At 72.8% G+C, this 19,364-nt stretch carries 18 protein-coding genes and 1 riboswitch; of the genes, 16 read left to right on the top strand and 2 right to left on the bottom strand.

Features of this window, described 5'->3' with window-relative positions; all coding sequences use genetic code 11:
* Nucleotides 1-83: 83 nt before the first annotated feature.
* The 11 genes from ACGFRB_RS22700 to ACGFRB_RS22750 all read left to right on the top strand — a co-directional run bounded on the left by ACGFRB_RS22700 (nucleotide 84) and on the right by ACGFRB_RS22750 (nucleotide 12,073).
* Entirely contained in the window at nucleotides 84-833 is a 750-nt protein-coding gene (locus ACGFRB_RS22700) for a TetR/AcrR family transcriptional regulator (protein WP_393245357.1), read from the top strand.
* Between the two features lie 305 nt (nucleotides 834-1,138).
* Nucleotides 1,139-2,059, top strand: coding sequence for a squalene synthase HpnC (gene hpnC, locus ACGFRB_RS22705; RefSeq protein WP_393245359.1), 921 nt, complete (start codon nucleotides 1,139-1,141; stop codon nucleotides 2,057-2,059).
* Nucleotides 2,056-3,006 (top strand): presqualene diphosphate synthase HpnD, encoded by a 951-nt coding sequence (gene hpnD / locus ACGFRB_RS22710; protein WP_363004490.1) that lies wholly within the window; start codon nucleotides 2,056-2,058, stop codon nucleotides 3,004-3,006. The genes hpnC and hpnD overlap by 4 nt, the downstream gene beginning before the upstream one ends.
* A 127-nt stretch (nucleotides 3,007-3,133) precedes the next feature.
* A complete protein-coding gene (hpnE, locus tag ACGFRB_RS22715; protein ID WP_393245674.1) occupies nucleotides 3,134-4,522 on the top strand; it encodes a hydroxysqualene dehydroxylase HpnE in 1,389 nt (462 codons plus the stop codon).
* Entirely contained in the window at nucleotides 4,519-5,619 is a 1,101-nt protein-coding gene (locus tag ACGFRB_RS22720) for a polyprenyl synthetase family protein (RefSeq protein WP_393245361.1), read from the top strand. Before hpnE ends, ACGFRB_RS22720 begins: the two co-directional genes overlap by 4 nt.
* Nucleotides 5,620-6,048: 429 nt before the next feature.
* Nucleotides 6,049-7,992, top strand: a complete 1,944-nt coding sequence (gene shc / locus ACGFRB_RS22725; RefSeq protein ID WP_393245676.1) for a squalene--hopene cyclase — start codon at nucleotides 6,049-6,051, stop codon at nucleotides 7,990-7,992.
* Nucleotides 7,992-8,741, top strand: a complete 750-nt coding sequence (locus tag ACGFRB_RS22730; RefSeq protein ID WP_393245363.1) for a 1-hydroxy-2-methyl-2-butenyl 4-diphosphate reductase — start codon at nucleotides 7,992-7,994, stop codon at nucleotides 8,739-8,741. Before shc ends, ACGFRB_RS22730 begins: the two co-directional genes overlap by 1 nt.
* Before the next feature lie 7 nt (nucleotides 8,742-8,748).
* On the top strand, nucleotides 8,749-9,774 hold the full coding sequence (gene hpnH, locus ACGFRB_RS22735) for an adenosyl-hopene transferase HpnH (RefSeq protein WP_363004494.1): 1,026 nt from the start codon (nucleotides 8,749-8,751) through the stop codon (nucleotides 9,772-9,774).
* Entirely contained in the window at nucleotides 9,771-11,156 is a 1,386-nt protein-coding gene (locus tag ACGFRB_RS22740) for an aspartate aminotransferase family protein (RefSeq protein WP_393245365.1), read from the top strand. The genes hpnH and ACGFRB_RS22740 overlap by 4 nt, the downstream gene beginning before the upstream one ends.
* A gap of 144 nt (nucleotides 11,157-11,300) precedes the next feature.
* Nucleotides 11,301-11,900, top strand: coding sequence for a helix-turn-helix domain-containing protein (locus ACGFRB_RS22745; RefSeq protein WP_361225385.1), 600 nt, complete (start codon nucleotides 11,301-11,303; stop codon nucleotides 11,898-11,900).
* 20 nt (nucleotides 11,901-11,920) lie between these two features.
* The gene (locus ACGFRB_RS22750) at nucleotides 11,921-12,073 is read left to right on the top strand and encodes a DUF6126 family protein (RefSeq protein WP_361225382.1); all 153 of its coding nucleotides are present in this window, start codon (nucleotides 11,921-11,923) and stop codon (nucleotides 12,071-12,073) included.
* A gap of 71 nt (nucleotides 12,074-12,144) precedes the next feature.
* On the opposite strand, the gene ACGFRB_RS22755 is transcribed toward ACGFRB_RS22750, so the two are convergent.
* Nucleotides 12,145-12,942: a tyrosine-protein phosphatase gene (locus ACGFRB_RS22755; RefSeq protein ID WP_393245368.1), complete on the bottom strand. Its 798-nt coding sequence runs from the start codon at nucleotides 12,940-12,942 to the stop codon at nucleotides 12,145-12,147.
* Between the two features lie 370 nt (nucleotides 12,943-13,312).
* Nucleotides 13,313-13,492, top strand: a riboswitch (cyclic di-AMP (ydaO/yuaA leader).
* Between the two features lie 5 nt (nucleotides 13,493-13,497).
* On the opposite strand from ACGFRB_RS22755, the gene ACGFRB_RS22760 reads away from it, so the two are divergent.
* From ACGFRB_RS22760 to ACGFRB_RS22770, 3 genes are all read left to right on the top strand, one after another.
* Nucleotides 13,498-14,538, top strand: coding sequence for a peptidoglycan DD-metalloendopeptidase family protein (locus ACGFRB_RS22760; protein WP_393245370.1), 1,041 nt, complete (start codon nucleotides 13,498-13,500; stop codon nucleotides 14,536-14,538).
* Between the two features lie 236 nt (nucleotides 14,539-14,774).
* Complete coding sequence (locus ACGFRB_RS22765; RefSeq protein ID WP_363004504.1) at nucleotides 14,775-15,542, top strand: SGNH/GDSL hydrolase family protein; 768 nt, start codon at nucleotides 14,775-14,777, stop codon at nucleotides 15,540-15,542.
* A 163-nt stretch (nucleotides 15,543-15,705) separates the two neighbouring features.
* Entirely contained in the window at nucleotides 15,706-16,539 is an 834-nt protein-coding gene (locus tag ACGFRB_RS22770) for a methyltransferase domain-containing protein (protein ID WP_393245372.1), read from the top strand.
* Between the two features lie 101 nt (nucleotides 16,540-16,640).
* Here ACGFRB_RS22770 and ACGFRB_RS22775 read toward each other — a convergent pair whose 3' ends face one another.
* Nucleotides 16,641-17,291, bottom strand: a complete 651-nt coding sequence (locus ACGFRB_RS22775) for a TetR/AcrR family transcriptional regulator (protein ID WP_393245374.1) — start codon at nucleotides 17,289-17,291, stop codon at nucleotides 16,641-16,643.
* A gap of 153 nt (nucleotides 17,292-17,444) precedes the next feature.
* Here ACGFRB_RS22775 and ACGFRB_RS22780 point away from each other — a divergent pair, with 153 nt between their 5' ends.
* Together ACGFRB_RS22780 and ACGFRB_RS22785 are read left to right on the top strand one after the other, a co-directional pair.
* Nucleotides 17,445-18,674 (top strand): MBL fold metallo-hydrolase, encoded by a 1,230-nt coding sequence (locus tag ACGFRB_RS22780; RefSeq protein WP_393245376.1) that lies wholly within the window; start codon nucleotides 17,445-17,447, stop codon nucleotides 18,672-18,674.
* Nucleotides 18,675-18,718: 44 nt separating this feature from the next.
* Nucleotides 18,719-19,207, top strand: coding sequence for a hypothetical protein (locus ACGFRB_RS22785; RefSeq protein WP_393245378.1), 489 nt, complete (start codon nucleotides 18,719-18,721; stop codon nucleotides 19,205-19,207).
* Nucleotides 19,208-19,364: the final 157 nt, after the last annotated feature.

Here is a 19,364-nt window from a genome sequence, read left to right on the forward strand (position 1 = left end):
GCCGGAGTCCATGCGTCCGTTTTTTGCGCGGCGCGCTCCCCGACGGAATGTTCATGCGGTCAACATCGGGCAGGATGGCCCCCATGGCAGCCATCCCGGGAGGCAAGACCTACCACCACGGCGACCTGCGCAACGCCCTCATCGGCGCGGCCGTCGACCTGGCCACCGAAGGCGGCCCCGAGCGGGTCGTGCTGCGCGAGGCCGCCCGCCGCGTCGGTGTCTCGCCCACCGCCGCCTACCGGCACTTCGAGGGCCGCGGCGCGCTCCTCGCCGCCGTCCGCGAGCACGCCCGCCAAGCGCTGGCCGACGCCATGGAGGACACCGCGGCCCGACCGCGCGCCGACGGCTCTCCGCTCACCGCCGAGGCCCGGCTCGCCGCCCTGTGCCGCGGCTACGTGGCCTTCGCCGTCGAGCAGCCGGGCCTGTACCGCTCCGCCTTCAGCGCCCCCCGCACCGAACCCGGCGGCCGCGCCGGGGCCGGCCGTCTCGCCGGCCAGGCCGTCGAAGCGGCCCATGCCGCCGGAATCGCCGGCGTCGGCGCCGCCGCCCTCGGCGCCGGCCCGGCCCCGGAGCGCGACGGCGCGGATTGCGGTCCCGCCGGAGCGGGGGTACGGGCCTTCGGCCTGCTCACCGACGCCCTCGCCGCCGTGTCCGCCGCCGCCCGTCCGCCGCGCGCCAGCCGGCCGGCCGCCGAGGTCGCCGCCTGGTCGGCCGTCCACGGCCTGTCGCTGCTGCTTCTCGAAGGCCCGCTGCGCCGTCTCCCTGCCCAGCGCCGCGACGATGTCGTGGAGTCCACCCTGGCGATGGTCGTCTCGGGCACCCGCGCCCCCTGAAGATAACGAAATAATCAACTTCCGGTTTTCGTGGGAAGGTTGGCACACTCGCGTACGTTCCCCTGCGGGGGCGACCCCCTGTCACCAGGCAGGGATGCCAACCACGTAAGCTGTACCGGTCTGTTTCGCGGCAAGTGGGGGCAATCCCCTCGGCGCCCATCACCGGGCGATGCGCCGGGGGTCGGGGCGGCGTGTCCGAAATAGGATGGATTGCGTCCGCAGTGTAGAACGGGAGATGTGACGGCCATGACGCAGAATCTCCGGCTCCACGAGGGCGTCGCCGTCCGCGCGTCGGGCAGCCGCCGGTGAAGGGAACCCGGCAGGAGCGCCCTGACGACTCCTCGCGCGCCACACTCCGCAAGGCCGCGGACGAGAACTTCCCCGTGGCTCCTTTCTTCCTGCCGCGCGCCTGGCGCGAGGACCTCATGGCCGTCTACGGCTTCGCCCGCCTCGTCGACGACATCGGCGACGGCGACCTCGCCCCCGGCGGCGCCGACGCCGCCCACCTCGGCGTCCCGCCCGAGCGGGCCGCCGACCGGCTCGTCCTGCTCGACGCCTTCGAAGCCGACCTCAAGCGGGTCTTCGCCCCCGGGGACGGCCCCGCCCATCACCCGCTGCTGCGCGCGCTCGGTCCCACCGTCGCCCGGCTCCGGCTCGACCCCGCCCCGTTCCTCGGCCTGGTCGCCGCCAACCGCCAGGACCAGCTGGTCCGCCGCTACGAGAGCTACGACGACCTGCTCGCCTACTGCGAGCTGTCGGCCAACCCCGTCGGCCGGCTCGTCCTCGCCCTCACCGGCACCGCCACCCCCGAGCGGATCCGCCGGTCCGACGCGATCTGCACCGCGCTCCAGATCGTCGAACACCTCCAGGACGTCGCCGAGGACCTCGGCCGCGACCGGATCTATCTGCCCGCCGAGGACCTCGACCGCTTCCGCGTCACCGAGGACGACCTGGCCCGTCCCACGGCCGGCGCCTCCGTACGTGCCCTGATCGCCTTCGAGGCGGACCGCGCGCGCGGTCTGCTCGACGCCGGCGCCCCGCTCGTCGGCAGCGTCCACGGCCGGCTGCGGCTGCTCCTCGCCGGTTTCACCGCCGGAGGGTACGCGGCACTCGACGCGATCGCCGACGCCGGCTACGACGTCCTGCCCGGGCCGCCCAAGGCCGCCAAAACGAGTGTGATGCGCCGAGCGGGCGCCGTTCTGCTCGCGGCGCGGAGAGAGGGGTGAACCGGAAAGTGGAGGGACAGTCCCAGCCGTCCGCGCCGGTCCAGGCCGCGTACAGCTACTGCGAGGCGGTGACCGGGCAGCAGGCCCGGAACTTCGCGTACGGCATCCGGCTCCTGCCGACCGAGAAGCGGCAGGCCATGTCGGCCCTGTACGCCTTCTCCCGGCGGGTCGACGACATCGGCGACGGCCCGCTGCCGCCCGCCGAGAAGCAGGAGCGCCTGGAGGCCACCCGCGCCCTGCTCGGCCGCATCCGGACCGGTCAGGTCCACGAGGACGACACCGACCCGGTCGCCGTCGCCCTCGCCGACGCCGCCCGGCGCTTCCCGATCCCGCTCGGCGGGCTCGACGAGCTCATCGACGGCGTCCTCATGGACGTCCACGGGCGGAGCTACGAGACCTGGGACGACCTCAAGGTCTACTGCCGCTGTGTGGCCGGTGCCATCGGGCGGCTCTCGCTCGGCGTCTTCGGCACCCAGCCCGGCACCGACCGGGCCGACAAGGCGGCGGAGTACGCGGACACCCTCGGGCTCGCCCTCCAGCTCACCAACATCCTGCGCGACGTCCGCGAGGACGCCCTGGGCGGCCGTACCTACCTGCCCTTTGACGACCTCGCCAAGTTCGGCTGCGCCGACGGCTTCGCCGCCGACACCCCGCCCCCCGGCGCCGACTTCGACGGACTCGTCCACTTCCAGGTCCGCCGCGCCCGCGCCCTGTTCGCCGAGGGCTACCGGCTGCTGCCGATGCTCGACCGGCGCAGCGGTGCCTGCGTCGCCGCCATGGCCGGCATCTACCGCCGGCTGCTCGACCGCATCGCCCGCGACCCCGCCGCCGTCCTGCGCGGCCGGGTCTCGCTGCCCGGCCACGAGAAGGCGTACGTCGCGGTGCGCGGTCTGTCCGGCCTCGACGCCCGCCATGTCTCCCGGCGTGCGGTCAGGAGGCCCGCGTGAGGCCCGCCCGGACAACCCGGGCCGCCGCCCTCGCGTCCCTCACCGGGGCAGTGCGTCACCCGCACGGGGAGGAGAGCGCATGACCGCCGACGACACCACGCGCACCGGGGCCGGCCAGGCCACCGGCATGTCCGCGCACGACGACGGGCGTCCGCACGCCGTCGTCGTCGGCGGCGGGCTCGCCGGGGTGACCAGCGCCCTCCAGCTGGCCGAGGCCGGGTTGCGGGTCACCCTGCTCGAAGGCCGGCCCCGCCTGGGCGGCCTCGCCTTCTCGTTCCGCCGCGGCGACCTCAGCGTCGACAACGGACAGCACGTCTACCTGCGCTGCTGCACCGCGTACCGCTGGTTCCTCGACCGGATCCAGGGCGCCCACCTCGCCCCCGTCCAGCCGCGCCTCGACGTGCCCGTACTCGACGTCGGCCACCCCCGCGGACCGCGGCTCGGCCGACTGCGGCGCACCGGGCTGCCCGTCCCCCTGCACCTCGGCTGGAGCCTCGCCACCTATCCGCACCTGTCGCTCGCCGAACGCGCGAGCGTCGGCCGGGCCGCGCTCGCGCTCGGCGCACTCGACCTCGCCGACCCCGCCCTCGACGACGTCGACTTCGCCGCCTGGCTGCGCCGCCACGGCCAGTCCGAGCGGACCGTCGAGGCGCTGTGGGACCTGGTCGGCGTCGCCACCCTCAACGCCACCGCCCCGCACGCCTCCCTCGGTCTGGCCGCCATGGTCTTCAAGACCGGGCTGCTCTCCGACAACGGCGCCGCCGACATCGGCTGGGCCCGTGTCCCGCTCGGCGAGCTGCACGACACCCTCGCCCACAAGGCGCTGGACTCGGCCGGCGTCCGTACCGAACTGCGCGCCAAGGCCGAGCGGATCAGCCGCGACGACGACGGCACCTGGACGATCGAGACCTCGGGGGAGACGCTCCGCGCCGACGCCGTCGTCCTCGCCGTACCGCAGCACGAGACCCACGCGCTGCTGCCCGACGGCGCCCTCGACGACCCCGGCCGGCTCCTTCGCATCGACACCGCGCCCATCCTCAACCTGCACGTGGTCTACGACCGCAAGGTGCTCCGGCAGCCGTTCTTCACCGCGCTCGGCTCCCCGGTCCAGTGGGTTTTCGACCGCACCGAGTCCTCCGGTCTGACGGGCCCCGGCCAGTACCTCGCGATCTCCCAGTCCGCCGCCCAGGACGACATCGACGAACCCGTCGCCGCGCTGCGCGCCCGCTACCTGCCCGAACTGGAGCGGCTGCTGCCGGCCGCCCGAGGCGCCGGTGTCCGGGACTTCTTCGTGACCCGCGAACGCACCGCCACGTTCGCCCCCACCCCTGGCGTCGGCCGGCTCCGCCCCGGCGCCCGTACCCACGCTCCCGGCCTCTACCTGGCCGGCGCGTGGACCGCCACCGGCTGGCCCGCGACCATGGAGGGCGCCGTGCGCAGCGGCTTCACCGCCGCGAGCGCCGCGCTCCGCGCACTCGGCCGCCCCTATGACCATCCGCTGCAGGAGGCGGCATGAGTGTGAGTACCGGAACTAGAGGAGAAACCGTGCCGACTGTGCCCCCGGGGAATCCGGCCGTCGACACCGCGGACGTCGTCGCACTGCTGGAGCGGGGCCGCGCCCTGTCCACGCCCGTGATGCGGGCGGCCGTCGACCGCCTCGCGCCGCCGATGGACACCGTGGCCGCCTATCACTTCGGCTGGATCGACGCCGACGGCAACCCGACCGAGGCCGACAGCGGCAAGGCCGTGCGCCCCGCGCTCGCGCTGATCTCGGCCGAGGCCGCGGGCGCCGCCCCCGAGGTCGGCGTCGTCGGCGCCGTCGCCGTGGAGCTGGTCCACAACTTCTCGCTGCTGCACGACGACCTGATGGACGGCGACGAGCAGCGACGGCACCGTGACACCGTCTGGAAGGTGCACGGCCCGGCCCAGGCCATCCTCGTCGGCGACGCGCTTTTCGCCCTCGCCAACGAGCTGCTGCTCGAACTCGGCACCGTCGAGGCCGGCCGTGCCACCCGCCGTCTGACCACCGCCACCCGCAAGCTCATCGACGGGCAGGCGCAGGACATCTCCTATGAGCACCGCGAGCGCGTCAGCGTCGAGGAGTGCCTGGTGATGGAGGGCAACAAGACCGGCGCCCTGATCGCCTGCGCCGTCTCCATCGGCGCCGTCCTCGGCGGCGCCGACGACCGCACCGCCGACAAGCTGGAGGAGTACGGCTACCACCTGGGCCTCGCGTTCCAGGCCGTCGACGACCTCCTCGGCATCTGGGGCGACCCGGAGTCCACCGGCAAGCAGACCTGGAGCGACCTGCGCCAGCGCAAGAAGTCGCTGCCGGTCGTCGCCGCCCTCGCGGCGGGCGGTCCGGCCTCCGAGCGGCTCGCCGGCCTGCTCGCCGCCGATGCCAAGAGCACCGAGTTCGAATCCTTCTCCGAGGAGGAGTTCGCCACCCGCGCCGCCCTCATCGAGGAGGCCGGCGGCCGGGAGTGGACCTCCCAGGAAGCCCGCCGCCAGCACGCCATCGCCATCGGTGCGCTGCACGAGGTGGAGCTGCCCGAGCACGTCCGGGAACAGCTCGTGGCACTGGCCGATTTCGTCGTCGTGCGGAAGAGATGATCGCCATCGTTCTGATATAGCTGCGCAGTCGCCGGCCGGTGCCACCGAGCACCGGCCGACGGCAGACCCGAGAAAGCAGAAGTACGCGGAAGCACACTGAACTGCGAAGGGGACGCCATGACAGCGACGACCGACGGGAACGCCGGGGCCATGGGACCCCGGGCGGCCGCGGCCAGCGACACGACCACCGATACGAGCCCTGATCCGGCCATCGATCCGATCAGCGACTCGCTCACCGACTCGCGCACCGAGTCGATCAGCGACTCGCTCAGCGACTCGCTCAGCGACTCGCTCACCGAGTCGATCACCGGGACCGTCGGCGACCCGACGGGGACGGCCTTCACCGGGACGGCGACCGTCGCCGGCGCGCCCCCGACCGCCACCGTCACGGCCGCCCCGGCCCCCGGAGCTCCTCCGGCCGCCGAGGCCATGACGACCACCACCGGCGACGCGCCCGCCATCGGAGCGGACGGACTCGACGAGGCCGCCGGGCGGGCCGCCCAGCGCTCCGTCGCCCACCTCCTCGGCCGCCAGGACGCCGAAGGCTGGTGGAAGGGCGACCTGGAGACCAACGTCACCATGGACGCCGAAGACCTCCTGCTCCGCCAGTTCCTCGGCATCCTCGACCCCGAAACCACCCGGGCCGCCGCCCTCTTCATCCGCGGCGAACAGCGCGAGGACGGCACCTGGGCCACCTTCTACGGCGGGCCCGGCGAACTGTCCGCCACCATCGAGGCGTACGTCGCGCTGCGGCTGGCCGGAGACCTCCCCGAAGCGCCGCACATGGCACGCGCCGCGACCTGGATCCGCGGCCAGGGCGGCATCGCCGCCTCCCGGGTCTTCACCCGCATCTGGCTGGCCCTGTTCGGCTGGTGGAGCTGGGACGACCTGCCCGAACTGCCGCCCGAGCTGGTGTTTTTGCCCAGCTGGTTCCCGCTCAACATCTACGACTTCGGCTGCTGGGCCCGGCAGACGATCGTGCCCCTCACCGTCGTCTCCGCCAAGCGGCCCGTGCGGCCCGCCCCGTTCCCGCTGGACGAGCTGCACACCGACCCGGCCCGGCCCAACCCGGTGAAACCCCTGGCCCCGGCGGCCAGTTGGGACGGCGTCTTCCAGCGCCTCGACAAGGGGCTGCACCTCTACCGGAAGATCGCCCCGCGCCGGCTGCGGAAGATCGCCACCGACATCGCCGCCCGCTGGATCGTCGAACGCCAGGAGAACGACGGGTGTTGGGGCGGAATCCAGCCACCCGCCGTCTACTCCGTGATCGCCCTGTATCTGCTCGGCTACGACCTGGAACACCCCGTCATGCGGGCCGGACTCGAATCCCTGGACCGCTTCGCGGTCTGGCGCGAGGACGGCGCGCGCATGATCGAGGCGTGCCAGTCCCCGGTCTGGGACACCTGCCTCGCCACCATCGCGCTCGCCGACGCCGGCGTCCCGTCCGATCACCCCGCGCTCGTGAAGGCCGCCGACTGGATGCTCGGCGAGGAGATCGTACGCAAGGGCGACTGGGCCGTACGTCGTCCCGGACTCCCGCCGGGCGGCTGGGCGTTCGAGTTCCACAACGACAACTACCCCGACATCGACGACACAGCCGAGGTGATCCTGGCGCTGCGCCGGGTCGGGCATCCCGATCCGGAGCAGCTGGACGGGGCCGTCAGACGCGCGGTGCGCTGGACCCTCGGCATGCAGTCGAAAAACGGCGCCTGGGCCGCCTTCGACGCGGACAACACCAGCCCCTTCCCCAACCGGATGCCGTTCTGCGACTTCGGCGAGGTCATCGACCCGCCCTCGGCTGACGTCACCGCCCATGTGGTGGAGATGCTGGCCTACGAGGGCCGGGCCGACGACCCGCGGGCCCGCCGGGGCGTCGACTGGCTGCTGGCCGAACAGGAGCCCAGCGGCGCCTGGTTCGGCCGCTGGGGCGTCAACTACGTCTACGGGACGGGGGCCGTGGTGCCCGCCCTGGTCGCCGCCGGGATCGCCCGTACGCACCCGGCGATCCGGCGGGCCGTCGGCTGGCTCGGATCCGTACAGAACGAGGACGGCGGCTGGGGTGAGGACCTGCGCTCGTACCGGATGCCGCACTGGGGCGGCCAGGGCAGCTCCACGGCCTCCCAGACCGCCTGGGCGCTGATCGCGCTGCTCGCGGCCGGCGAACGGGAGTCCGAGGCGGTCCGGCGCGGGGTCACCTGGTTGGTGGAGCGGCAGCGCGCGGACGGCTCCTGGGACGAGCCGGAGTTCACCGGGACCGGCTTCCCCTGGGACTTCTCCATCAACTACCACCTCTACCGGCAGGTCTTCCCGCTCACCGCGCTCGGCCGCTATGTCCACGGCGAGCCCGTGCCGCACGCCCGGAAGGCCGGCTGATGCCCCCGGAGCCGGCCCCGGCCGCCGGGGCCCCGGACGCCACCGGGGCGCCCGGGGCCGGCCCGCCGCGGGCCCCGGAGGGGGTGTCCCGGCCCGGAGCGGCCTGCGGGGGAGACCCCGCCGTGGTACCGCCGCTGGTCGTCGCCTGCGCGCTCGGCATCGAGAAACTGGCCCTGCGCGGCGGCGGCCGGGGCGGTGCGCCCGCCGCGCTGACCGTCGTCCGCACCGGCATGGGGCCGGCGCACGCGCGCCGGACCGTCGCCCGGGTCCTGGGCCGTGAGCCCTGGCAGGACGCGGCGGTCATCGCCTCCGGCTTCTGCGCGGGCCTGGCCCCCGGGATGCACCCCGGCGATGTCGTCGTCGCCGAGGAGACCCGTGACGGCGACGGCGTCACGCCCTGCGACGGCACCGCGCTGCTCGTGGCGGCCCTCACCCGGGCGCTGCCCGGCCATACCGTCCACACCGGCCCCCTGACCGGCTCCGATCATGTGGTGCGCGGCCCCGAGCGGGCCGCGCTGCGGGCCGGCGGCGCCCTCGCCGTCGACATGGAGTCGGCCGCCACCCTGCGGACGGCGCTCTCGGCCGGTCCGCGCCCGGTTGCGGCCGTACGGGTGGTCGTGGACGCTCCAGAGCATGAACTGGTCAGGATCGGCACGGTGCGCGGGGGAATATCGGCGTTCCGCGTGCTCCGTTCCGTCCTTCCCGCGTTTGTCGAATGGCACCGTTCGTTACTGCTTCCCAGGAGGTGAGCGAGACATGGCCATGCCGCTCCGTCAGTCCATCAGGGTCGGTACCTATCTCTTCGAACAGAAGCTCCGCAAGCGGGAGAGGTTCCCGCTGATCGTCGAACTGGAGCCGCTGTTCGCGTGCAATCTCAAATGCGAGGGGTGCGGCAAGATCCAGCACCCGGCGGGCGTCCTCAAGCAGCGGATGCCGGTCGCCCAGGCGGTCGGCGCCGTCCTGGAGTCCGGGGCGCCGATGGTGTCGATCGCCGGCGGCGAGCCTTTGATGCATCCTCAGATCGACGAGATCGTGCGTCAGTTGGTGGCCAGAAGGAAGTACGTCTTCCTGTGCACCAACGCCATGCTGCTGCGCAAGAAGATGGACAAGTTCACCCCGTCCCCGTACTTCGCCTTCGCCGTGCACATCGACGGCCTGCGCGAGCGGCACGACGAATCCGTCGCCAAGGAGGGCGTGTTCGACGAAGCGGTGGCGGCGATCAAGGAGGCCAAGCGACGCGGCTTCCGGGTCACCACCAACTCGACCTTCTTCAACACCGACACCCCGCAGACCGTCATCGAGGTGCTCAACTACCTCAACGACGACCTCCAGGTCGACGAGATGATGATCTCGCCCGCCTACGCGTACGAGAAGGCCCCCGACCAGGAGCACTTCCTCGGGGTCGAGCAGACCCGGGAGCTCTTCAGGAAAGCGTTCGCGGGCGGCAACCGGCGCCGCTGGCGGCTCAACCACTCCCCGCTCTTCCTGGACTTCCTGGAAGGCAAGGCGGACTTCCCGTGCACCGCGTGGGCGATCCCCAACTACTCCCTCTTCGGCTGGCAGCGCCCCTGCTATCTGATGAGCGACGGCTACGTCCCCACGTATCGCGAACTCGTGGAGGACACCGACTGGGACAAGTACGGCCGGGGCCGTGACCCGCGCTGCGCCAACTGCATGGCGCACTGCGGCTACGAGCCCACCGCCGTCCTCGCCACCATGGGCTCGCTCAAGGAGTCGCTGCGCGCGGTCCGCGAGACGGTCACCGGGAACGGCCCGGCATGACCGAGGAGTTCGACCTGCGGGCGCTGCTCGCCGAGCGCGGCGGCGAGCGCTACGAGCTGCACGCCCGCCACCTCAACCACCAACTGCCGCGCATGCTCCACACCATAGGGTTCGACAAGGTGTACGAGCGGGCCGAGGGCGCCCACTTCTGGGACGCCGATGGCAACGAATACCTGGACATGCTGGCCGGCTTCGGCGTCATGGGGCTCGGCCGGCACCACCCGGTCGTCCGCAAGGCGCTGCACGACGTCCTCGACGCCGGCCTCGCCGACCTCACCCGCTTCGACTGCCCGCCGCTGCCCGGCCTCCTCGCCGAGCGGCTGCTGGCCCACAGCCCCCATCTCGACCGGGTGTTCTTCGGCAACAGCGGCACCGAGGCCGTCGAGACCGCCCTCAAATTCGCCCGGTACGCCACCGGGCGCCCGAGGATCGTCTACTGCGCGCACGCCTTCCACGGGCTCACCACCGGCTCCCTGTCCGTCAACGGGGAGAAGGGCTTCCGGGACGGCTTCGCCCCGCTCCTGCCCGACACGGCGATCGAGCTCGGCGACCTCGACGCCCTGGAGCGCGAGCTGCGCAAGGGCGACGTGGCCGGCTTCGTCCTGGAACCCATCCAGGGCAAGGGCGTCCACGCCGCCCCGCCCGGCTTCCTGCGCGCCGCCCAGGAACTGCTGCACCGGCACGGCGCCCTGCTCATCGCCGACGAGGTGCAGACCGGTCTCGGCCGGACCGGCGACTTCTACGCCCACCAGCACGAAGAGGGCGTCGAGCCCGACCTGATCTGTGTGGCCAAGGCACTCTCGGGTGGCTATGTGCCCGTCGGCGCCACGATCGGCAAGGACTGGATCTTCAAGAAGGTCTACTCCTCGATGGACCGGGTCCTCGTCCACTCGGCCAGCTTCGGCTCCAACGCGCAGGCCATGGCCGCCGGACTCGCCGTGCTCTCCGTCATGGAGTCCGAGGACACCATCGCGCACGTCCGCCGTACCGGCGACCTGCTCGCCTCCCGGCTGCGGGAACTCGTGCCCCGCTACGAACTCCTCAAGGAGATCCGCGGCCGAGGACTGATGATCGGCATCGAGTTCGGCCGCCCGACCTCGCTCGGGCTGCGCGGCCGCTGGGCCATGCTCCAGGCGGCCCGCAAGGGGCTCTTCGCTCAGATGGTCGTGGTGCCGCTGCTCCAGCGCCACCGCATCCTCACGCAGGTGTCCGGCGACCATCTGGAAGTGATCAAGCTGCTTCCGCCGCTGATCATCGACGAGAAGGACGTCGACCGCTTCGTCACCTCCTTCACCGCGGTCATGGACGACGCGCACGGGGGCGCCGGGCTCCTGTGGGACTTCGGGAAGACTCTGGTCAAACAGGCTGTGTCGGCCTCGTAGGGCGGGCCGCGGGGGCTGCGTGCCCGCAGAGCCGCCGGGGAGCCGCCGGGGAGCCGCCGGGTGCGGGGAGACGCCGCTCCTGTGAGGGTTTGCCTCTGAGGCAAGAAATTTGCCTCAGAGGCACGATCCTGGCCCAATGGAGGCATGGACCACGTTACCGACGTCCTGCAGGACGTCGCCCCGCAGCTGCGGGCCCTGCGGCGCCGCCGGGGGCTCACGCTGGAGGGCGCCGCCCAGCGGGCCGGGCTCTCGCCGGCTCACCTCTCCCGGCTGGAGACGGGCAACCGGCAGCCCTCGCTGCCCATGCTGCTCTCCCTCTCCCGTATCTACGGTACGACGGTCTCCGAGCTGCTGGGCGAGACGCTGCCCGAGCGCGACCCGATCGTCCGGGCCGGCCGTTCCGATCCCGTCGAGGCCGACGGCTGGATCTACCGCCAGGCCGGAGCCGCCGGACGCGCCATGCAGTGCCTGCGCGTCCACATCCCCTTCGCCACCAGCGCCGACATCGTCCGGATGCACCCTGGCGAGGAGTGGATCCACGTCCTGGAGGGACGGGTCAGGCTCGCGCTCGGCGACACGGTGCACGTTCTCGACCCCGGGGACAGCGCCCACTACGACTCGCTCACCCCGCACCGGGTCGGCGCCGCCACCCAGGCGGGCGCCGAGCTGATGTTCGTCCACACCCTGATCCAGAGCCCCGCCGCCGAGCTGTGCCTCGGCAACGGGACTCCGCACAGCCGCTGAGCCCCCAGAAAGGATTCGACATGTCCGACAAGTCCGTACCGGTCACCGGTGAAGAGCGTGGTGGCGGCAAGTTCCCCAAGGGGCTCGTGCTCCGTCTCTTCGCCTACCTCATCGCGGGTCACCTGTTCGCCGGCTTCCTCTACCTGCTCTTCGAGATGGGCGGCGGCCAGTAACACGGCGGCAGGCGAAGCGGTCTCGGCGGCCGGCTCCCGGCCGACCGCCCCGGGCCCTCACCCGCCCGCCCCTACACCTCCGTGAGCAGCCGCTCTCGCAGCCGCTCACGGGTCTTTGGGGCCAGTCCCAGGCCCGTCAGGAGATACGCGTCGACCGACCCCCAGGTCGACTCGATCGCCTCGAACCCGGCGCGCAGATACTCCACCCGCGCGTCGAAGAGCGGGGCCAGCAGCTCCATCACCTCCGGAGACATCCCGTCCGGGGCGGTGGAGCCGCGCTTCATCCGGTAGCGCCGGTGGGGGGCGTTGGACTTCAGATAGTCCGCCTCGATCGCCTCCCGCTCGACGCCGACCGCCAGCAGGGATATCGCGATCGCGAGCCCCGCCCGGTCCTTCCCCGCCGCGCAGTGCATCAGCGCCGGAACGCTGTCCCCGGCCATCGTGTGCAGGATCCGGCTGTGCTCGGCGGTCCGCTCGACGATCATCCTCCGGTACGAGCGGGTCATCCGCCCGGCCGCCTGTCCTTCGCCCAGGACCTCGCGCAGCCGTGCCAGTTCGCCGGAGCGCACCAGCTTCCAGAAGTCCTTGCCGTCGGCGGGGTCGCTGAGCGGGATGTTCACGTTGGTCACCCCGGGCAGCGCCACGTCCGGCCCCTCCAGGCGCCGGTCGGCGTCATTGCGGAGGTCGAACACCGTATGCAGGGACAGGGTGGCGAGGAAGGCCGCGTCCTCGGTGGTGGCGTGCGCCAGATGGCCGCTGCGGAACAGCCGCCCGGTGCGGACGGCCCGGCCGTCCGCGGTCGGCAGCCCGCCCAGGTCGCGGAAGTTGCGTACGCCGGTGAGCTCGGGCTCGGTCGTCGCTTGCGTCACGGTCGCTCCTGCTCTCGGGATCGGTTTTCCGGCATCATCCCGGTGCCCGCTTCACGGTGCACCCCTCGGGGCACCCGTGGGCGATCTGCCCGAATTGGCAGATTCGGTATAACGCGCCCTGATTACTGGGGGGATGGGTGTCAGGGCGTGAGCAGCGTCATAAACATGACGGACCGTGGTGGAGCATCCTTTTCAATTCCCTTTGGCGGAAAGCGAATCGATGGGGCGTCATCGATACGAGGTGACCGAAATTCGGGCCCGGCGCGGCGTGATCATGGGGAAAAGGGATAAGGCGGCTTGTTCCCGCCGACTCGGCTCGTCTAGCGTCGCGTTCCATCCGGACGGACCGCCGAATCCTGCCGCCGCCCGGAATCCGCACTCACCCGTACCCGGCAGGAGCGGGGGACCCAGGTTTTACGCCGGTCCCTCGGCGCCCGAATAGAAAAAGGCGCGCCATGAAGGACGGCTTGGGGTGAAGTCGCGTGAACGCGCGGCCGGACATCTCCCGTCCGAACCCGACAGCTCACCTCGCAGGCGACGGAGAGGAATGCCGTCATGCCCGCGAAGGGTAAGCACCGCCGCCGCAAGGCCCGCCCGTTCAGCCGTGGAATAGTCGCCGCGAGCGCCGGCGGAGCCGTCGTCGCGCTGCCGCTGATCGGCGCGACCGGCGCCCATGCCGCCGAACGGGCCGTCCCGGCCGCGATGCCCCGGCAGGCCCCCGCCGCGACCCCGGCATCCGCCCCGGCCACCGCACCCCGTGGCGGCGCGAGCGCGTACACCGTGGTGCCCGGCGACCATCTGTCCAAGATCGCCGCCGAGCACCGGCTGGCCGGCGGCTGGCACCGGCTGTACCACGACAACCGCAAGGTGGTCGGCGAGAACCCGTCGCTGATCTTCCCGGGTATGAAGCTCGTCCTCGGCGCTACGCACACCGGCCAGGCCACCACCCCGAAGGCCGCCGCCTCGCAGAGCGTCGGGCGGGGCGCCGACAGCGTGTCCACCGCCTCCGCCTCCGCTTCGCGTGGTGCCGAGCGCGTCACCGCGTCGGCCGCCGGTGCCTCCACCCAGGCGTCCACGCCGGCCCCCTCGGTCTCGGCTTCGGCCTCGTCCTCGGCTTCCACCACCGTGTCCACCGGCACCTCGGCCTCGGTCCCGGCCGGTACGACCGCCTCCTCTGGCGCGACCGCCTCCTCCGGCTGGGTCGCCCCCGTCAGCGGCGGCACCTCCACCCCGTACCGCGCCTCCGGCTCGATGTGGTCCTCCGGCTACCACACCGGTGTCGACTTCATGGCGGCCACCGGCACCACCGTCCGCGCCGTCGGTCCCGGCACCGTCTACTCCGCGGGCTGGGGTGGCTCCTACGGCAACCAGGTCGTGATCAAGCATGCCGACGGCACTTACTCGCAGTACGCCCATCTCTCCTCGATCAGCGTTTCCGCCGGCCAGACCGTCACCGGCGGGCAGCAGATCGGCCTGTCCGGCGCGACCGGCAATGTGACCGGCCCGCACCTGCACTTCGAGATGCGCACCGGGCCGGACTACGGCTCCGACATCGACCCGCTGGCCGCCCTGCGGCAGCACGGCGTCGCCGTCTGACCCGTCCGACCCATCCGGCCCGAAACGGCGGAAGGGCCCTCCAGGCCCGCCCGTGAACCAGGCCCCGTAACCGGCCCCCGGCGCACCCGCGCCGGGGGCCGGGCGCGTATTCCGATTTGGTCGAATCTTTATCGGTGGCATATATCACCCGCCGTCAACCCCTCCTTACGGTCGCGTAGGTCACATCCGTCCGGCAAAGATGTGCTCCCGTGGCAGACGATTCGACAACACGAGACATGAACGCAATCGGGTCGTACGCGGCTATCGGTGACAGTTTCACGGAGGGCGTCGGAGACCCCGGGCCCGACGGGACATTCGTCGGCTGGGCGGACCGTTTCGCGGTCCTGCTGGCCGACCGGCTGCCGGAGCACGACGACTTCCGCTACGCGAATCTGGCCGTACGGGGGCGCCTGCTCGACCAGATCGTCGCGGAACAGATCCCGCGGGCGAAGGAACTCGCCCCCGACCTGGTGACCATCTGCGCCGGCGGCAACGACATCATCCGCCCCGGCACGGACCCCGACGACGTCGCCGAGCGCTTCGAGAGCGCCATCGCCGACCTGAGTTCCGCCGTCGGCACCATCATGGTGGCGACCGGCTTCGACACCCGCGACGTGCCGCTGCTCAAGCACCTGCGCGGCAAGATCGCCACGTACAACGGGCACGTGCGGGCCATCGCCGACCGCTACGGCTGCCCGGTCCTCGACCTGTGGTCGCTGCGGTCCGTCCAGGACCGCCGCGCCTGGGACGACGACCGGCTGCACCTCTCGCCCGAGGGGCACACCCGGGTCGCGCTGCGCGCCGCCCAGGTCCTCGGCATGCCGGTGCCGGCCGACCCGGAGCAGGCCTGGCCGCCGCTGCCGCCGCGCGGCACCCTGGAGGTCCGCAAGGACGACATGCACTGGGCGAAGGAATACCTCGTCCCGTGGATCGGCCGGCGACTGCGCGGTGAGAGCTCCGGCGACAACGTCGAGGCCAAGCGCCCCGACCTGCTGCCGCTGTAGCGGATCGGACCGGACCGGACGGGGCCGGATCAGCGCCGGACCGGTCCCGGCACCCGCACCGGCGTTGCCCCCTGTATGCGGGGGCGGGGCCGGTGCCGTCGTGTCCGGGGGTGCGACGGGGGTGCGACGAGGGCGTTTCGCACGCCGGCGGGACAATCGGCTCATGACATCTTCCGCATCGCAGTCCCGTGGTCTCGCCGGCCGTGACGCCGAGGCGCGGGGTTACCTCCTGGACAACGCCCGGGCCGAGGCGGGCGTCCGCTTCGACGCACTCGGCTCGCTGTTCGACCCGTCGACCTTCCGGCACATCGAGCGGCTGGGGATCGCCCCGGGCCGGCGCTGCTGGGAGGTCGGGGCCGGCGGTACGACCGTGGTGGACTGGCTGGCCGACCGGGTCGGTCCGGACGGCCGGGTGGTGGCGACCGACATCGACACCACCTGGGCCGCCGGTGCGGCGTCCGGCGTCGAGGTGCTGCGGCACGACGTGGGCGCGGACGAGCCGCCCGGTGACGGCTTCGACCTGATCCACGCGCGGCTGGTGCTGGTGCACGTCACCGACCGGGACCGGGCCCTCGCCGCGATGGCCGGGGCGCTGCGGCCCGGCGGGTGGCTCCTCCTGGAGGATGCCGACCCGGCGGCTCAGCCGCTGATCTGTCTCGACGAGTACGGCCCCGAGCAGGCCCTCGCCAACAAACTGCGCACCGGCTTTCGGAAGCTGCTCGCCGAACGTGGCGCCGACCTCGCGTACGGCCGCCGGTTGCCCCGGCTGCTGCGCGAGGCGGGCCTTGTGGACGTCGCCGCCGACGCGTACTTCCCGATCACGGCGCCCGCCTGCGACGTACTGGAGGCCGCGACGGTCCGGCACGTGCGCGGCCGGCTCCTCGCGGCGGGTCTGGCCACCGAGGACGAGATCGAGCGGCACCTCGCGAACGTCGAGGCGGGCCGTCTCGACCTCGCGACCTCGCCGATGATCTCCGCCTGGGGCCGTCGTCCCTGAGCGCGGGCCGCCCCGCCGGTCCTTGTTCGTCCCGGCGGTCCCCGGACTCGCCGGCCTGCCCGAAGCCATCGAAGCGGGATCCCGGCGGGCGGGTTCACGGGCTACGTGTCCGGCGTCCCCGCGCGAGTGGCCGTACCCGCCGCGCCGTTCCGGGGCAGCGCGGCGAGGCCCAGTTCGCGGGCCAGGGCGGCGTCCGCCCACGTCACCATGGTGGTGCGGGGGAGCGCTCCGGGGTACGAGGTCATCTGGACGGCCAGGCCGTCGAGGAACGCGGTCAGCCGCCAGGCCGCCGCGACCGGGTCCGGGCACGGGAATTCCCCGGCCGTCACCCCTTGCCCGATGACCGCCGCGAGCTCCTCTTTCCAGGCCCTGTCGAGCGCGCCCGCGACCTCGCGCAGGGCCGGTTCGCGCGGGCCGGCTGCCCAGCCCTCGATCCACAGACGCCAGCCGTCGGCCCGGCCGGACGGGGTGTACCAGCGGACCGCGGCGCGCAGCCGCCGAACCGCCGTGGTGCGCCGCCCGAGCAGGGTGCGCAGCCGGGCCAGGTCCTCCTCGGCGGCGTGCGCGAAGGCCGCGGCGACCAGCTGTTCCTTGGTCGGGAAGTGGTACAGGACAAGGGCGTTGCTGACCCCGAGCTCGGCGGCGACATCGGCGATCCGGACCGCCGTGACGCCTCGGGCCCCAATCTGGACGGCGGCCGCCCGCAGCAGCTCCTGCCGCCGCTCGGCCACGTTCAACCGCACTTTCGCCACGCCTCGCACCCTACACAGACCTGACCGGTGCATGATCATCCGTGCGGCGCGTCGGCGGGGCTTCGCGTGAATGCCCTCCGTACGGAGGCGATCACGGGTGGCGTCCGGCCGAGGGCGCCCATAATGAGAAGACCCTTGACTCCAGGAGGCTCCGTGACCGGCACTGGCTCCGACTCCTCGCCGCGGGTACGGCCGCGCGGTCTGCGGCCCGCGGCATTCGGCGCCGACCCGACGGGGGAGCGCCTGGCGCGTATCCGCAGATCCCCGAACTTCGCCGACGGGGTCTTCGTCAACCCCGACCCGAACCGGCCGAGGCCGTCGGGTTCGGCGAAGGAGTTCGCCAAGGTCTACTTCGGGAAGGAGGCGCGCGCCCGCCGTGCCCCCGCCGGCCGGATCCCCGTCCATCCGACCACAGTCGCCGATCTGGCCCGGCCCCCCGCCACCGGACTGCGCCTCACCTGGATGGGCCACTCGAGTGTCCTCGCCGAGATCGACGGCTACCGGGTGCTGTTCGATCCGGTCTGGGGCGACCGCTGCTCGCCGTTCGCGTTCGCCGGGCCGAAGCGGCTGCATCCCGTGCCGGCGCCGCTCGCCGCCCTCGGACCGGTCGACGTCGTCGTCATCTCGCACGACCACTACGACCATCTCGACCTGCCGACGATCAAAGCGCTGGCCACCACCGACACCCTGTTCGCGGTGCCGCTCGGGGTCGGCGCCCATCTGGAGCACTGGGGCGTGTCCCCCTCCCGGGTGCGCGAGCTGGACTGGAACGAGTCCACCAGCGTCGGCGACCTGCGCCTCACCGCCACCCCCGCGCGGCACTTCTGCGGGCGCGGCCTGCGCAATCAGCAGCACACCCTGTGGGCCTCCTGGGTGGCCGAGGGGCCGGAGCACCGGATCTACCACAGCGGGGACACCGGCTACTTCTCCGGCTTCCGGGACATCGGTGCCACCCACGGCCCGTTCGACGCGACCATGATCCAGATCGGCGCGTACTCCGAGTTCTGGCCTCAGGGGCGCCAGGACGGCGAGCCGCTGCCCGGCGCGTGGCCGGATATCCACATGAATCCCTCGCAGGGCGTGCAGAGTCATCTCGACCTCCAGCGGGGCCGGGCGGACGGGGTCCTGCTGCCGATCCACTGGGGGACGTTCAACCTCTCCCTGCACGCCTGGGCCGAGCCGGGGGAGTGGACGATGGCGGCGGCCGGCGCGGTCGGGCAGGCGATCGCCGTCCCCGTTCCGGGACAGCCCTTCGAGCCGGGCGGAGAGCTTCCGGCGCGACCGTGGTGGCGGGACGTCTCGCCGACGGTCAAGCGCGCGTGGCCGGTGCCGCGACGGCCGGAGCGGCCGGTGCGCGATCTGGATCTGGTACGCGAGGACTGAGGCAGCCGCCCACGGACCGGTGACGTCCGTGCCCCCGTGCGGATGTGACGTACCGTCAGTTCGCGAGCAGCCCCGTCGCCCCGCTTCTCGCGGCGCCCCGCACCGAACCTGGGGCTCGGCGACATCGGCCGGCCGCCTCCGGCTGGCGCTTCGCCGACCAGCGGGCGGTCGGTGTGACCGTGGCCTGCCTGACCGGGACCGGTCTCGCGGGGATCGTCGCCGGCCCGCACGCCCTGCTCTGGCCGTCCGTCGCGGTGCTCGGTCTCGGGCTCGGTGCCGGATTCGCCCTCGCGCTGGGCCTGCTCGCCCTGCGCTCCCCGGACGCCCCGACCGCCGCCGCGCTGTCCGCGATGGGGCAGGGGGCCGGTTATCTGATCGGTGTCCTGGGTCTGCTGGGCGCGGGCGCCCTGCACGATGTCACCGGCAGCTGGGCATGGCCGCTCGCCGGGCTCCTCGCCGCCTGTGCCGTCCAGATCGCGGCCGCTCTGGTCGCCGGTCGGGCGCGTACGGTCTCCGCCGCCCCGGCCCGCTGACCGGCCGCCGCCGGCCCGGTGGCGGTGGCGCGTTTTCTCGCCTCCTCAGTAACGCACCGTGACCGAATGGGATACCCGCCGTGCTCGTCGCGCCACGCGAACGCGAACGCGGACGGGGGAGATCCGGGGGTGCGGCGGGGTGAAGAAGGGTGGGAGG

It is taken from the genome of Streptomyces sp. NPDC048718 (assembly GCF_043198875.1).
Lineage (GTDB): Bacteria > Actinomycetota > Actinomycetes > Streptomycetales > Streptomycetaceae > Streptomyces.